Here is a 14,563-nt window from a genome sequence, read left to right on the forward strand (position 1 = left end):
GACATGAAAAGGCGACTATACATACTCATTCTGCTGCTGACAATAACCTTAATGACTGTCTGCGCTCAGGAATCGAAGTATCCTCCTGTTAACCAAGCGTTATATGACAAATATATTGACGCAGCAAAGAAGGGAGATGCCGAAGCACAGTACCAAGTGGCAACGAGCCTGGATTCGAGGGATGTAGAGTATGCTTTTTCATGGATTCGCAAGGCAGCCGAACAAGGACACCCAACTGCTGTCTTATTGATGATAACGGCCACTGATAATAGCAAAGATATTTTCGCACAGTTTACCAACAAGGAAGAACTTGTTTACTGGGTACATAAAGGCGAGCAGGTCGTAGAAGAGGGAAGGGGAACAATAAAATTGATGTTGTTTCTGGCAAACATTTATTACACGGGCATCAGTAGTCTAAGAGACAATAAAAAAGCCCTTGCCATGTATCGTAAGATCGTTGAGTTTCCCCAGCCGGAAGACATAAACATTGTGGCTGCTGCAGAGGCAATGGTGGGCTTGTTCTATCAGACTGGCACAGTAGTTGAAATAGACGAAAAGCAAGCTTTCTATTGGTACAATAGAGGCGCACAACATGGGACAAAGAGTGCATACGCTGGTAGTCCACAGTACATGTTAGGACGTTGCTATTATAACGGAGAAGGCACACAGCAGGATTTTGACAAAGCTGTTTATTGGCTGGAAAAGGCAACCAGCAACGGCTTTAAGTTAGCAGAGCCTTGGCTGAAGAAGGCCAAGAAGAAACAGCAGGAGGGCACGTTGGCTAAGCAACAACAAAAAACGCCTACCGAAGAATCATTGCCGGTAATGCCCAAGAAAGGTGCTGTGCTCAATGTGGATGAAAACATTCCTCACAGCAACACACAAGATACTTATACATACGCTGTCATTATTGGCAACGAACAATATGAGAGTGAGGCAGCAGTACCATTTGCTGAACACGATGCCAAAATCTTCAAGGATTATGTACAACTGACGCTGGGTGTCCCTGAAAATCATATCCGTTTTATGGCTAACGCCGGACTGAATAAAATCCGTAGCGCTGTCAGATGGCTGAAGGAAGCGATGGAAGCACAGAGCGGAAAGGGAAGAATCATCCTTTATTATGCAGGTCACGGCATTCCTGACGAGGGCAACAAGGAGGCTTATCTCCTACCAGTCGATGGCATAGGAAGTGATGTAGAGTCTGCCTATCCCTTGACTCGTCTCTATAAGGAGTTGAGCGTCTTACCTGCAGAGCGTGTCACTATTTTCCTCGATGCCTGTTTCAGCGGCGCCAAGCGTGAGGGCGACATGATGGCATCAGCCCGTGGAGTTGCCATCAAGGTAAAGGAGAGTACACCTGTGGGGAAGATGATAGTCTTCACAGCAGCCCAGGGTGACGAGACGGCTTATCCTTTCAAGTCGCAGAAGCACGGTATGTTCACCTACTATCTGCTGAAGAAACTGCAGGAGACACAAGGTCATGCAACCTTAGGCGAGTTAGGCGACTACCTGACAACAGAAGTTAAGCGGCAGTCGTTTGTAGAAAACAATAAAGTGCAGACACCCACCATCTTACCTTCTGCTGGCATGCAGAACACATGGCGTGGTTTGACATTAAAGTAAAAAGGAGTCATGAAAAAAAGAAGTATCATACTCTTCATTGTCTTAGCTTTCGCCCTGATGGCGCAGGGCCAGGAAAATGCCCTATATCTTTACCAACAGGCGAAGAAATATGAAAAGGGCAAAGGAGTGGACAAGAACGATGAAAAAGCTTTCGAGCTCTACCGTCAGGCGGCAGAGCTGGGATTGGACTCTGCCCAGAACATGACGGGAGTCTGCTACGATAAAGGTAATGGTGTCTTTGCGGATAAAGAAAAGGCCTTTTTCTGGTTTCAGAAGGCAGCCATTCAAGGTTATGCCCCCGCCCAAGTCAATCTGGGCGTATGCTATGAGGCAGGAAAGAGTGTTCCCATTGATGAGCAAAAGGCAGTGGAATGGTATCAGAAAGCAGCCACACAAGGTAATGTCAATGGTATGATGCATTTGGGATATAGCTACTATACCGGAACAGGACTACAGCAAGACAATCAAAAAGCCAAGGAGTGGTTTGAAAAAGTACTGGAGAAGAATAAGAACTCAAAAAAAGCCAAGGCATATTTACAAAAGATTAACGAGCGGTTAGAAGAACAACAACGTCTGTTGGCAGCCGCTGCCGGCGTGGACCAGAATATCCCAGTAGCTTCACAATACGAAGAAAACACTTTTGCCGTGATTATCGGCAACGAGAAGTATGCAGAAGATGCGACTGTGCCATATGCTGAGCACGACGCGGAAATCTTCAAAGAATATGTACAACGAACCTTTGGAGTACCTGATAACCAAGTCAACTATATCGCTAATGCAGGTCTCAATAAAATACGGACGGCAGTCCGATGGTTGACAAAAGCGATGGAGGTAACCAATGGCAAAGGAAAAGCCATCTTCTATTATGCCGGGCACGGTATTCCCGACGAAGCCACCAAGACCACTTATCTGTTACCTGTCGATGGTATGAGTGGCGATATCGAGTCAGCCTATCCGCTCAGCAAGCTATACCAAGAGTTGGGTGCTATTCCTTCTGAACGGATTACGGTGTTTTTGGATGCCTGCTTCAATGGTGGCAAACGAGAAGGCGACATGTTGGCGTCAGCCCGTGGCGTGGCAATCAAGGCCAAGCCATCAATCCCTCAAGGCAACATGGTGGTATTCACAGCTGCACAAGGCGACGAGACAGCCTTTGCCCTAAAGTCACAACAACATGGGTTATTTACCTATTACATATTAAAGAAGTTACAGGACTCAAAAGGAAATGTAACGTTGGGTGATTTATATGACTATCTGACCAAAGAGGTAAAACGAGATTCGTTTGAAAAGAATAACAAGATACAAACACCATTTGTCAACGCTTCGACGGCATTGACTGGTTCATGGAAGAATTTGAAATTAAAATAAGTATATTTAATATGGATATTAAAGAATTATACAAGCTGTATCAGCAGCACCCTTGCATCACAACCGACAGTCGTGACTGTCCAAAAGGAAGCATTTTTTTAGCACTGAAAGGTGAGTCGTTTAATGGAAACAAGTTTGCCGTTCAAGCACTCGAAAAGGGTTGTGCCTATGCCATCGTGGATGAAGACGTGGCCAACGATCCCCGCATCATTAAGGTTGATAACTGTCTGCAGACTTTCAAGGATCTGGCTCGTGAGCATCGTCGCCAGTTCGACATCCCCGTCATCGGCATCACAGGCACCAACGGCAAGACAACCACTAAGGAGCTCATCGCAGCAGTGCTCTCGCAGAAATACAACGTACTCTATACTCAGGGGAACTTCAACAACGATGTCGGCGTACCCAAGACTCTGTTCCGTCTGAACAAGGAGCACGAGATAGCCGTCATAGAGATGGGAGCCAGCCATCCTGGCGATATCAAGACGCTCGTCGAGACCGCAGAGCCTACTTGCGGACTGATTACCAACGTTGGTCGTGCCCACCTGCAGGGCTTCGGTTCGTTCGAAGGTGTTATCAAGACCAAGTGCGAGCTCTACGATTTCCTACGCAGTCGTGAGGATAGTCTCATTTTCATTAATGCCGACAACGAACACCTGATGAACCAGATCAGTGATGACGAAGATTTGTGGCTATCGCCCTACTCGACTGATCCCGACAACCAGTATTCATGCATCTCGGGTGAGATTATAGAGTGCAACCCCTTCCTGAAATTCCGTTGGCGCGAACCACTGATGGTACTTGAAGACGAGGGGCGCAGCACCAAGTGGCACAAGGTACAAACCAAGCTCATTGGATCGTACAACATCGATAACCTCTTAGCTGCCATCGCCGTAGGAATCAACTTCGGTGTTGACCGCAAGAAAATTGTGGCGGCCCTCGAGGAATACGAGCCATCCAACAATCGCAGTCAGATGACCGTCACCGAGAAGAATCACCTGATAGTGGATGCCTATAACGCCAATCCCTCGTCGATGCAGGCTGCCCTTGAGAACTTCAAAATCATGCAGGCCGACAACAAAATGGCCATCCTTGGTGCCATGCGAGAACTTGGTGAGGTTTCAGCCGAAGAACACCAGCATGTAGTTGACTATCTGAAGACATCGGATATCAAGACCGTATGGCTGGTAGGCGAAGAGTTCGAGGAGACCCAATGCGACTTCCGTAAGTTTAAGGACGTAGAGGAGGTGAAAGCTGCCATCGCGGCCGAACAACCCACAGGTTACTACATCCTTATCAAGGGATCCAATAGCACTAAACTCTACCAACTGCCCGAACTGCTGTGAACACCAAGAGGTACATAGCATGCTTCAGTTTGCTGTTGCTGCTGATAAGTTGCACCAAGCAAAGCACCCCGAGACCACTTGAGGAAGGTAATGCCGTGTACTACTGGCGCACCGATCTGCATCTCGACTCTACCGAGCGCATCTTTTTACAGCAGCACCATATTAATAAGGTATACTGTCGCTATTTTGATGTAGTGATGAGCGATGATGGCATTGAGCCCAAGCCCAATGCCACCATCACTTTCTCAGACAAACTGCCCGAAGGCATCGAACTCATCCCTACCGTCTATATCACCGAGGATTGTATGCACCAGTTGCATTATGATCTGGCCAAAAAGATTGTGGACCGCATCCTGCAGATGAACGAGACGAATCAGATTACAAACGTTCACGAGATACAGATAGACTGCGACTACACATCGAAAAGCCGAGCCACTTACTATCAGTTTCTGGAAGAAGTACGCCATCACCTATCCTCCACATCCCATCATCTGTCCACCACCATAAGATTGCACCAACTGTCGATGCCTGTACCGCCTGTCGATTACGGTGTACTGATGGTTTATAACACAGGCGATCCACGCAAGTGGCAGGAGCGTAACCCCATCCTCGACTATCGCGACGTGTATCCCTATCTTGGCAGGCTCAACCATTATCAGCTACCCCTTGCCGCTGCCTACCCTGTTTACCAATGGATCCGCAACATCCACAACGTCAGGGTAGAACATACTGTAGAAGCTGCCGAGATACTCAAAGTCAAGCACGCCATAGAGACCGAACGTCCCGATCTGAGTCGTGCTATCATCACTTACCATTTGGAAACAGATAATATTAATAGATATAAGACCGAAACCTATGAAGAAATTTATCGTCATTAACCTTTTATGTGTATGTTCACTGCCCATGATGGCATGTCTGTGGTACGACACCACTAATCCATATCTGTTCAGCATGTATGAACAGCAGGACTTTAAAAACCGTGTAGAAAGTATCTGCAATGACAACTGGAAGGCCTACCTTGGCTCTACCGAGGAATATTATTGGTTCAATGCCGACGATGCCATCAAAGCCGCCCGCAAAAAGGGTGATGTTTTGATGGTAAGCTACCTGCAGAACCTAAAGAAGTACCTGAACTGTGTTGACATTGAACAAAGTAAGCAGTACGAATGGAACTACCCCACACCCAAAGCCATCAGTACCCAGCAACGCGATCTGCAGACCGTTCGCACCTATGCCCTTAGCAAAACCAAGACAAAACTGCGCTCGCAGCACGCCTTGCTCTACATGCGCTGTAACATGATGCTTAACCGTCATCAGGAAAATATCAAATTCTGGGAACAGACTGCCAGCAAGTATATCGAAACTGTCTATAAGGACATGATGAAGAACATCTATGCCGGAGCCCTTTACAAGACTGGCCACACAGCCGAAGCTGGAGAACTTTTCGCTGAGATGGACGACTACAATAGTCTGATGACTATTTACTACAAGAAGCGTTCATACCAAGCCATTAGCGATCAGTACAAACAGAACGCCAATGCCAAGGTTCTGCCATTCCTGCTACAGGACTTTGTTAACAACGCCCAGGAAGCCGAAGATGCTAAGACCGAAGGTAACCTCGGAGGCAAGCTCTTCATCCGTGACATCAACCAGCAGGAGTCGAGACAGATGCAGCAGTTCTGCGAACAGGTTGTACGTGAAGGCAAAACCACATCACCCGTGATGTGGAAGAGTGCCAAGGCATGGCTTGAATACCTGTCGGGCAAGAAACAGGAAGCCTTAAAGGACATCAATGCCGCTATGCAATTAGAAGGAACCCAGCGTATGAAGGACAATGCCCGTGTGTTGCAATTCTTTATCACCACAGCTACCGCCAAATCCAGTGATAAGTTCGACAATTATTTCGCCACCGAACTGTCATGGCTGCTATCCAAACAGCAGGAATCCGATGGTTTCTTCTACCGAGCAATGTCACGTCTCTCGCACCAAGCCATCATACCACACTATCAGGACAAGCCCGAGCAGATGTTAGCGCTGATGCTTATCACCAACAACAACGAGTATGATAGCTATATCGACACCATGCGTGTAGATCGTCTTGAGAAGTTCTACTCCTACACCAAGAATCCCGCTAAAAAATCGTTTGACAAATTCCTGCAAAGTCAGATACGCATCAACGACTCATCATACGTAGAACTCATCGGTACCAAGTATATGCGTTTAGCCCAATGGGATAAAGCCATCGAGTGGTTGAAAAAAATCCCCGTAACTTATTATAATAGTAATCGTTCTTGGGCATACCTCTACTATTCGCTCATGCGCCGATACGACATCGAACCTTGGATGAAGCGCCAGTGGCTTAACATCAGCAAAGCCGACGAACGCAACTATCAGTGGACCAAGAACATCAAGCTCGTGTTCTGTAAGGAGATGCAGACGTTAGAGGGCTCACTCCAACTGCTACAAGGCAAAGCGCTCGAACAGCGTTACTACAATCTGGCTATACGCTATGCTCAGGCCAGTATCAAGGGCGACTGCTGGTGGTTGCTTAGAGACGGTCAGAGCGCCTACGACTCGGTACGTGTAAATGAAACCGACTTTGGCGCTAAGGCTGTGGAGCTATTGCAAAAGACTGCCATGAGCAAAGATAAAGACCTGAAGTTGAAAGCCCTGTTCGCCATGGGCTGGCAAGAGCTCTATAACGCCACACCTGGCGCTAAGCTATGGACCAGCAACGAATGGAACGAGCAGACCGGTGACTTTATCACGCTGTATCATCGTCAGTCGCCACAATTCCGTGCATTCCAGAGTTTGTATAATTTCATAACCACAACCCCTGGCGAAGCTGCATACGTCACCAAGTGCGATGACTTCGCGCAGTTCCGCAAATACTATTCCAAGCATAAATAAGGGATTTTGTTAAAATTATCCCTTTTTATGCTTATAATTCAAAAAAAGTGCGTACCTTTGCATGCGATTTTAGAGAAATCGGGATGTAGCGCAGTTGGTAGCGCACTACGTTCGGGACGTAGGGGTCGGGCGTTCGAGTCGCCTCATCCCGACTTACAAGTCAAAAGAAGCAGAAGGTGATCGATGATTCGATCACCTTTTCTTGTGTTTGCATATTTATCACATAAAAACGTATATTTATAAGCGTTTTTATGAATTCTTATAAAAATATGCATTTTTTTTGTTTTTAATTTGGCTATTCCATTGAAAATGAATAAATTTGCACCCCGTAAGTTAGAAACGTTAGAAACAAAACTGAATATTATGGCAGAAACATTGGAAGTGAAGGAGCTTGACCAAGTGGTCGTACGCTTCTCTGGTGACTCCGGCGACGGTATGCAGCTTGCTGGAAACATCTTCTCTACGGTCAGTGCCACCGTTGGTAACGGCATCTCAACATTCCCCGACTATCCAGCCGATATCCGTGCCCCGCAAGGCTCGCTTACAGGAGTGTCTGGTTTCCAGGTACATATCGGTGCTGGTAAGGTGTACACCCCTGGCGACAAGTGCGATGTGCTCGTAGCGATGAACGCTGCAGCGCTGAAAACTCAGTATCGCTATGCCAAACCTGGTGCAACGATCATCATCGACACCGACTCATTCGGTCCAAAGGACTTGGAGAAGGCCCAGTTTGCCACAGAAGACTATCTGGGCGAGATGGGTATCGACCCCGACCGTGTTATCCAGTGCCCACTGACTACCATGGTAAAGGATTGTCTGGCCGACAGCGGCATGGACAACAAAGCTATGCTGAAATGCCGTAACATGTTCGCTCTCGGACTCGTATGCTGGTTGTTCGATCGTGACCTGAACCTCGTAGCAAACTTCCTGCGCGAGAAGTTTGCCAAGAAGCCCGCTATTGCAGAGGCAAACATTAAGGTCATTCAGGCCGGTTGGGACTACGGTCACAACACTCACTCTAATGCCATCAACGTTTACCGTGTAGAGACCAAGGAGAAGACCCCTGGACGCTACATGGATATCACTGGTAACAAGGCTACCGCCTATGGTTTCATCGCCGCTGCCGAAAAGGCTGGTCTGCGCCTTTACCTTGGTTCTTATCCTATCACTCCTGCAACCGACGTGCTGCACGAGCTATCTAAGCACAAGTCATGCGGTGTCATCACCGTACAGTGCGAGGACGAGATCAGCGGTTGTGCATCAGCACTCGGTGCATCGTTCGCCGGAGCTCTCGGTGTTACCTCGACCTCTGGTCCTGGCGTCTGCCTGAAGAGCGAGGCTATGAACCTGGCTGTTATCATGGAGCTTCCATTGGTTGTTCTCGATGTACAGCGTGGTGGTCCTGCTACTGGTCTGCCAACCAAGAGTGAGCAGACCGACCTACTGCAGGCTCTGTTCGGACGTAATGGTGAAAGCCCTATGCCAGTGCTGGCCGCTACCAGTCCTGCCGACTGTTTCGACGCTGCTTATCAGGCTGCTAAGATGGCTCTCGAGCACATGACACCAGTAGTACTGCTCACCGATGCTTATATCGCTAATGGCTCTGGCGCATTCAAGCTGCCACAGATGGCTCAGCTCGATGCCATCAATCCTCCATACGTTCCCGAGGAGCTGAAGGGAAAGTGGACACCTTACATGCGTGCAGAGAACGGCACCCGCTACTGGGCTGTTCCTGGTCGTGAGGGCTTTGCTCACATCCTGGGCGGACTGGAGAAGGACTCTAACACCGGTGCTATCTCTACCAACCCAGAGAACCATGATTTGATGACTCGTCTGCGCCAGCAGAAGATTGACAATATCCAGGTGCCCGACCTCGAAGTTGACGGCGACGCCGATGCCGACCTGCTGATTGTAGGCTTCGGTTCTACCTACGGCCACCTGCACTCTGCTATGGATGAGCTGAAAGCTAAGGGCTACAAGGTGGCTCAGGCACAGTTCAAGTATCTGAACCCCCTGCCAAAGAACACTGCCGACGTACTGAAGAAGTACAAGAAGGTGGTAGTAGCCGAGCAGAACATGGGTCAGCTGGCTGCCTACCTTCGCATGAAGGTTGATGGCTTTGTACCTTACCAGTTCAATCAGGTAAAGGGTCAGCCCTTCGTAGTAGAAGAGTTAGTGAACGCATTCGAGGACATTTTAAAGAAGTAAACAATTATGAGTTATACAGCACAAGATTTCAAGAAAGGCCAGCCTCGTTGGTGCCCTGGTTGTGGTGACCACTTCTTCCTGGCTTCACTCCATAAGGCTATGGCCGAGATTGGCGTAGCTCCCGAGAACGTAGCAGTCATCTCTGGTATCGGCTGTTCAAGCCGTCTGCCTCACTATATGGCTACCTACGGCATGAACACCATCCACGGTCGTGCCGCTGCCATCGCTACCGGTGCTAAGGTAGCTAATCCCAACCTGACTGTTTGGCAGGTATCTGGTGATGGTGACGGACTGGCTATCGGTGGTAACCACTTCATCCATGCCAACCGTCGTAACATCGACCTGAACATGATTCTCCTGAACAACCGCATCTACGGTCTGACCAAGGGTCAGTATTCACCCACCTCACCCCGCGGCTTCGTATCAAAGTCGAGCCCTTACGGAACCGTTGAGGATCCCTTCCGCCCTGCAGAGCTCTGCTTCGGCGCTCGCGGACACTTCTTCGCCCGTTGCGTGGCTACTGATGCAAAGGGAACTGTTGAGGTTCTGAAGGCAGCTTACGAGCACAAAGGTGCAAGTGTAACTGAGGTTCTGCAGAATTGTGTTATCTTCAACGACCACTGCCACGATGTGGTTTACAACAACGAGGGCCGTAAGAAGAACGCCATCTATGTACGTCACGGCGAGAAGCTCGTATTCGGTGAGAACAATGAGTTCGGACTTGTACAGCAGGGCTTCGGCTTGAAGGTGGTAGAGATTGGCAAGGACGGTTACACCATCGACGATGTACTGGTTCACGATGCTCACTGCGAGGATAACACCTTGCAGCTGAAACTCGCTATGATGACTCCTGAGGATGGTTTCCCCATCGCCCTCGGTGTGATTCGCGACGTTGAGGCTCCTACCTACAACGATGCCGTTCACGCACAGCTGGCTGAGGTAGCTGCTCAGAAGAAATATCACAACTTCGAGGAGCTGCTCGAGACCAACGACATCTGGACAGTAGAATAAACCGCGAGTTTGTAAACTCCACATATCAATCATCCCCATGGCAGATGGCTATGGGGATGATTTTGTGTTAATATACACTCATTATCCGATATTTCTTCTGACACTTAATTTCTAATTATTAATAAAATGATTACCTTTGCGCTCGAATTTTTTCACTTAAAACCAAATATTAAATTATAGCTTTACAACAATATGTTTCACATTTACGAAGGATTTCATCTCGTTGAGACGTACCACAAAATGCGTCACCAGCGTAAATACCATCCTGCTGATGGTACCAAACGTGCTATCAAGATTGCTTTGGTAGCGCTCGTCACTTTATTACTTTGGAATATGCCATCCGAGTGGTTCGGCATCCAGAACCTCACCGTTATCCAGCAGCGCGTCATCGCTATTTTTGCCTTTGCCACGCTGATGTGGATACTTGAAGTCGTTTCATCGTGGGCCACATCGATTGCCATCATCGTACTGATGCTGCTATTCTGCTCCGACAGCGGTATCAAACCTATGGTCGACCCAGAAGTAGTAGGCAAGTTGCTCTCGCACAAAGGTGTGATGGCTTCGTTTGCCGATCCTATCATCATGCTGTTTATCGGTGGTTTCGTACTGGCTATTGCCGCTACCAAAACTGGTCTTGATGCACAGTTGGCAAAAGTTCTGCTCCGCCCCTTCGGCACACGTAGTGAGATGGTACTCCTGGGCTTCCTGCTCATCACAGGTCTGTTCTCAATGTTTGTATCTAACACTGCCACAGCGGCTATGATGCTGACATTCCTCACCCCTGTGTTCCACCAGTTGCCACCCGAGGGAAAGGGTCGTATTGCTTTGGCCATGAGTATCCCTGTTGCTGCCAACCTTGGTGGTATGGGTACCCCTATCGGTACACCTCCAAACTCTATTGCCCTGAAGTATCTGAACGATCCTGAGGGATTGAATATGGGTCTTGGTTTCGGACAGTGGATGATGTTCATGTTCCCACTCGTGATTCTACTGCTGTTCATCAGCTGGCGCTTGCTGCTTAAGTTCTTCCCATTCAGTCAGAAGACGATAGAATTGAAAATCGACGGTGGCATGCAGAAGGGTTTCCAGTCAACAGTAGTCATCATTACATTCATCGTTACTGTACTCCTTTGGCTTTCAGACCAGATCACTGGCATCAACGCCAATACAGTGGCCATGGTTCCATTCTGTATCTTCGCCCTGACCGGCGTTATCAATAAGCGCGACCTTGAGCAGATTAACTGGAGTGTTATCTGGATGGTAGCCGGTGGTTTCGCACTGGGTTATGGTCTTAACTCTTCCGGTTTGGCCGCCAATGCCGTAGAGAGCATTCCCTTCGGTGAGTTCTCACCCCTGCTCATCCTGCTGATTGGTGGTGCTATCTGCTACCTGCTCAGTAACTTCATCTCAAACTCAGCTACAGCAGCTTTGCTGATGCCTATTCTGGCAATGGTCTGCGGTGCTATGGGCGACAAGCTGGCACCTATCGGCGGCACATCAACCATCCTGATCGGTGTGGCCATCGCAGCCTCATCAGCCATGATTCTGCCCATCTCTACCCCACCAAATGCACTGGCATTTGCTACGGGCTACGTAAAGCAGAGCGACATGTCGAAGATTGGTATCATCATGGGTATTGTTTCGATGGTATTAGGTTTCGGTTTGGTTTACCTGATGGGAACACTTCACCTCATCTAACATACAAAAAGAAATCCCGCTCGATTGAGTGGGATTTCTTTTTTTTTCTTATAACTTCTCTCCGTAACAGAGGTCGCCACAGTCGCCGAAGCCAGGAACGATGTATTTATGTTCGTTCATGCCTGGGTCGATAGCAGCGCACCAGATGGTAGAGCCATCAGGGAGCGCACTCTTTACGACCTCAAGACCCTCGGGCACAGCAATCACACAAGCCACATGGATTTTCTTAGGCTTGCCCGTTCTTACCAGTGCCTCGATACTTGCTGCCATCGAGCCACCTGTCGCCAGCATGGGATCAACAATTACCAGTGTTTTTCCCTTGGCACTTGGTGCAGCCAGATACTCTGTATGTACGCCTACTTCGGTATGCTCACGGTTGGTGTACATACGATAGGCCGATACAAAGGCATTGTCGGCGTGGTCGAATACATTAATAAAGCCTTCATGGAAGGGAAGTCCTGCACGCAATACGGTAGCAATCAGGAGATCCTCCTTTGGCAATTGGATATCCAGTGTGCCAAGTGGTGTTGTCACCGTCTTCGGTCTGTACTCCAGTGTCTTCGACAGTTCGTACGCCATCATCTCGCCTACGCGCTTGATGTTATGACGGAACAGCAGTCGGTTCTTCTGATAGTTCTTGTCTCTCAGCTCAGCCATATACAGGTTGATCACCGAGTTAGTCTTACTAAAATCTACAACTTCAATCATACTATTTCGTTATTTGTCCGATCATTCAAACGCCACAAAGGTACAACTTTTTTCCTTCAATCGCAAGAAAATACAGAAAAAACGACAAAGAGTAACGTTTTTATCGTCAGGACAAATCGGAAGGACTGATTCCAAACTCTTCCTTAAAGCATTTGGTAAAGTAGCTGGGAGCAGTAAAACCAACCTCGTAGGCAACCTCAGAGATGGTTTTATCACCTTTCACCAATAACTGGTAACCGCGATTTAATCGGGCTGTACGCAGCAATTCCACAGGCGAAGAACCTGAGATGGCCTTTACTTTACGATATAGCTGCACGCGACTGAGATTCATGGCTGCGGCCAAATCGTCAACACTCAGATCGCTATCTGAAAGACGAGCCTCAACAACATCCTTGAATCGGATAATGAACAGCGGTTCCTGAGTTGGCTCTTCGACTGTAGGTTGTTGTCTTACAGGTTGTTTAGCTACGTTTTCTGCTTCCATATTCCACAGATTATTGACGATGCGTTCGCGCTGAGCCGAAACCTTACTGCGATAATACAGGATAAAGAGTACAAGGGCAAGGGCTAACAGAGCAATAGCAAAGAGTGCCAACAGCGAGATGGTGCGCTGCGTTGACAGCTGTTCAAGATAGCCAGCAGCCTTTTTCTGAAGTTTATTAAGATTATGAGCCTGACGCACTACCTCGTCGCTTTCAAGTAGCAGCACCGTTGCATTATCACGAGTTACGAGAGCTGATGTGAGCATCGTCTCCTTTTGGTATTGTTTACCATCGAGTATGTCGATGGCCAGTTGTAGCAGTTGGTCGCCACGTGTAGGATAGATATACGATGCATCAAGCAGCGAATCACGCACTTGCTGAATACCGCCATCAACTCCTGGCAAAGCATCAATACCACAGAACATCGGCAGTCTGGCGCCACGCTCTTCGAACGCCTTACGGGCACCAATGGCAGAACGGTCATTATGACCAAACACAACATCGATGCCATTCAAATCACCTTTCCAGTTCTTCACTGCCTCATAAGCCGTAGGCTCAGTCCAGTCACCTTGTATCTCGGTCACAACCTTGATTTCAGGATAAGATGCTATGGCAACGTGAAAACCATTATAACGCTCCTCGGCGGGAGACGAACCTTTAAGGCCCATAATCTCCATGATAGTACCCTTGCCGTTAAGCTGTGTTGCGATATATTCGCCCATTATGTGTCCCATCTCGTAGTTGTCGGCACTTACAAAGGCGGTATACTTGCGTGAGTCTGTCTTACGTTCAAACACGATAACAGGTATGCCCTTGTCGTATGCGCGGTCGATGGCAGGTGATACCGATGTCAATTGATTAGGAGCCACAATCAGCAGACTGATACCACTCGCTACCAGACTGTCTATCTGTTTACTCTGAAGTTCAGAATCGTCGTGAGCAGCAGTAAAACGTAGTTCTACGCCCTCATGGAAGTTAGCCTCCATTCTCATCTCGGCGTTCTGCCAATCACGCCATATATCCTCAGAACATTGTGAAACACCTATTATATATTTAGGTTCGTTTTGCTTGCAACCCATCAGCAGGACTGCAGCAAACGTAAAAAGGTAAATTGATAAGTTCCTCATAATCGTCTTAAGTTTTATGTTGGCAAATATAAAAAAAAGTTCTGATATACAAGACATTCTTGCGTAATTTTTGTATATTTGC

The 14,563-nt window shown here is 48.0% G+C and carries 10 protein-coding genes and 1 tRNA gene; 9 read left to right on the plus strand and 2 right to left on the minus strand.

Features of this window, described 5'->3' with window-relative positions; translation table 11 throughout:
* Positions 1-3 precede the first annotated feature (3 nt).
* The 9 genes from T495_RS14995 (at position 4) to T495_RS0101320 (ending at position 12,164) form a co-directional block, all read left to right on the plus strand.
* Entirely contained in the window at positions 4-1,626 is a 1,623-nt protein-coding gene (locus T495_RS14995) for a caspase family protein (protein WP_081831959.1), read from the plus strand.
* A 9-nt stretch (positions 1,627-1,635) separates the two neighbouring features.
* Complete coding sequence (locus T495_RS15000; RefSeq protein WP_028904084.1) at positions 1,636-2,994, plus strand: caspase family protein; 1,359 nt, start codon at positions 1,636-1,638, stop codon at positions 2,992-2,994.
* An 11-nt stretch (positions 2,995-3,005) separates the two neighbouring features.
* The gene (gene murF / locus T495_RS0101290) at positions 3,006-4,337 is read left to right on the plus strand and encodes a UDP-N-acetylmuramoyl-tripeptide--D-alanyl-D-alanine ligase (protein WP_033147333.1); all 1,332 of its coding nucleotides are present in this window, start codon (positions 3,006-3,008) and stop codon (positions 4,335-4,337) included.
* Positions 4,334-5,215: a hypothetical protein gene (locus T495_RS0101295; RefSeq protein WP_033147334.1), complete on the plus strand. Its 882-nt coding sequence runs from the start codon at positions 4,334-4,336 to the stop codon at positions 5,213-5,215. The genes murF and T495_RS0101295 overlap by 4 nt, the downstream gene beginning before the upstream one ends.
* On the plus strand, positions 5,193-7,247 hold the full coding sequence (locus T495_RS0101300; protein WP_155993380.1) for a hypothetical protein: 2,055 nt from the start codon (positions 5,193-5,195) through the stop codon (positions 7,245-7,247). Before T495_RS0101295 ends, T495_RS0101300 begins: the two co-directional genes overlap by 23 nt.
* 79 nt (positions 7,248-7,326) lie before the next feature.
* Positions 7,327-7,399 (plus strand) — tRNA-Pro (locus T495_RS0101305).
* Positions 7,400-7,610: 211 nt separating this feature from the next.
* A complete protein-coding gene (locus T495_RS0101310; RefSeq protein ID WP_028904088.1) occupies positions 7,611-9,455 on the plus strand; it encodes a 2-oxoacid:acceptor oxidoreductase subunit alpha in 1,845 nt (614 codons plus the stop codon).
* A 3-nt stretch (positions 9,456-9,458) separates the two neighbouring features.
* Entirely contained in the window at positions 9,459-10,466 is a 1,008-nt protein-coding gene (locus T495_RS0101315; protein ID WP_028904089.1) for a 2-oxoacid:ferredoxin oxidoreductase subunit beta, read from the plus strand.
* A 192-nt stretch (positions 10,467-10,658) separates the two neighbouring features.
* A complete protein-coding gene (locus T495_RS0101320; RefSeq protein WP_081831960.1) occupies positions 10,659-12,164 on the plus strand; it encodes a DASS family sodium-coupled anion symporter in 1,506 nt (501 codons plus the stop codon).
* A gap of 48 nt (positions 12,165-12,212) precedes the next feature.
* Here T495_RS0101320 and upp read toward each other — a convergent pair whose 3' ends face one another.
* Complete coding sequence (upp, locus tag T495_RS0101325) at positions 12,213-12,869, minus strand: uracil phosphoribosyltransferase (protein WP_028903080.1); 657 nt, start codon at positions 12,867-12,869, stop codon at positions 12,213-12,215.
* 109 nt (positions 12,870-12,978) lie between these two features.
* Positions 12,979-14,481, minus strand: coding sequence for a substrate-binding domain-containing protein (locus T495_RS0101330; protein ID WP_197018805.1), 1,503 nt, complete (start codon positions 14,479-14,481; stop codon positions 12,979-12,981).
* Positions 14,482-14,563 lie beyond the last annotated feature (82 nt).

Source organism: Prevotella sp. P6B1, from assembly GCF_000702825.1.
Classification (GTDB): Bacteria; Bacteroidota; Bacteroidia; order Bacteroidales; family Bacteroidaceae; genus Prevotella.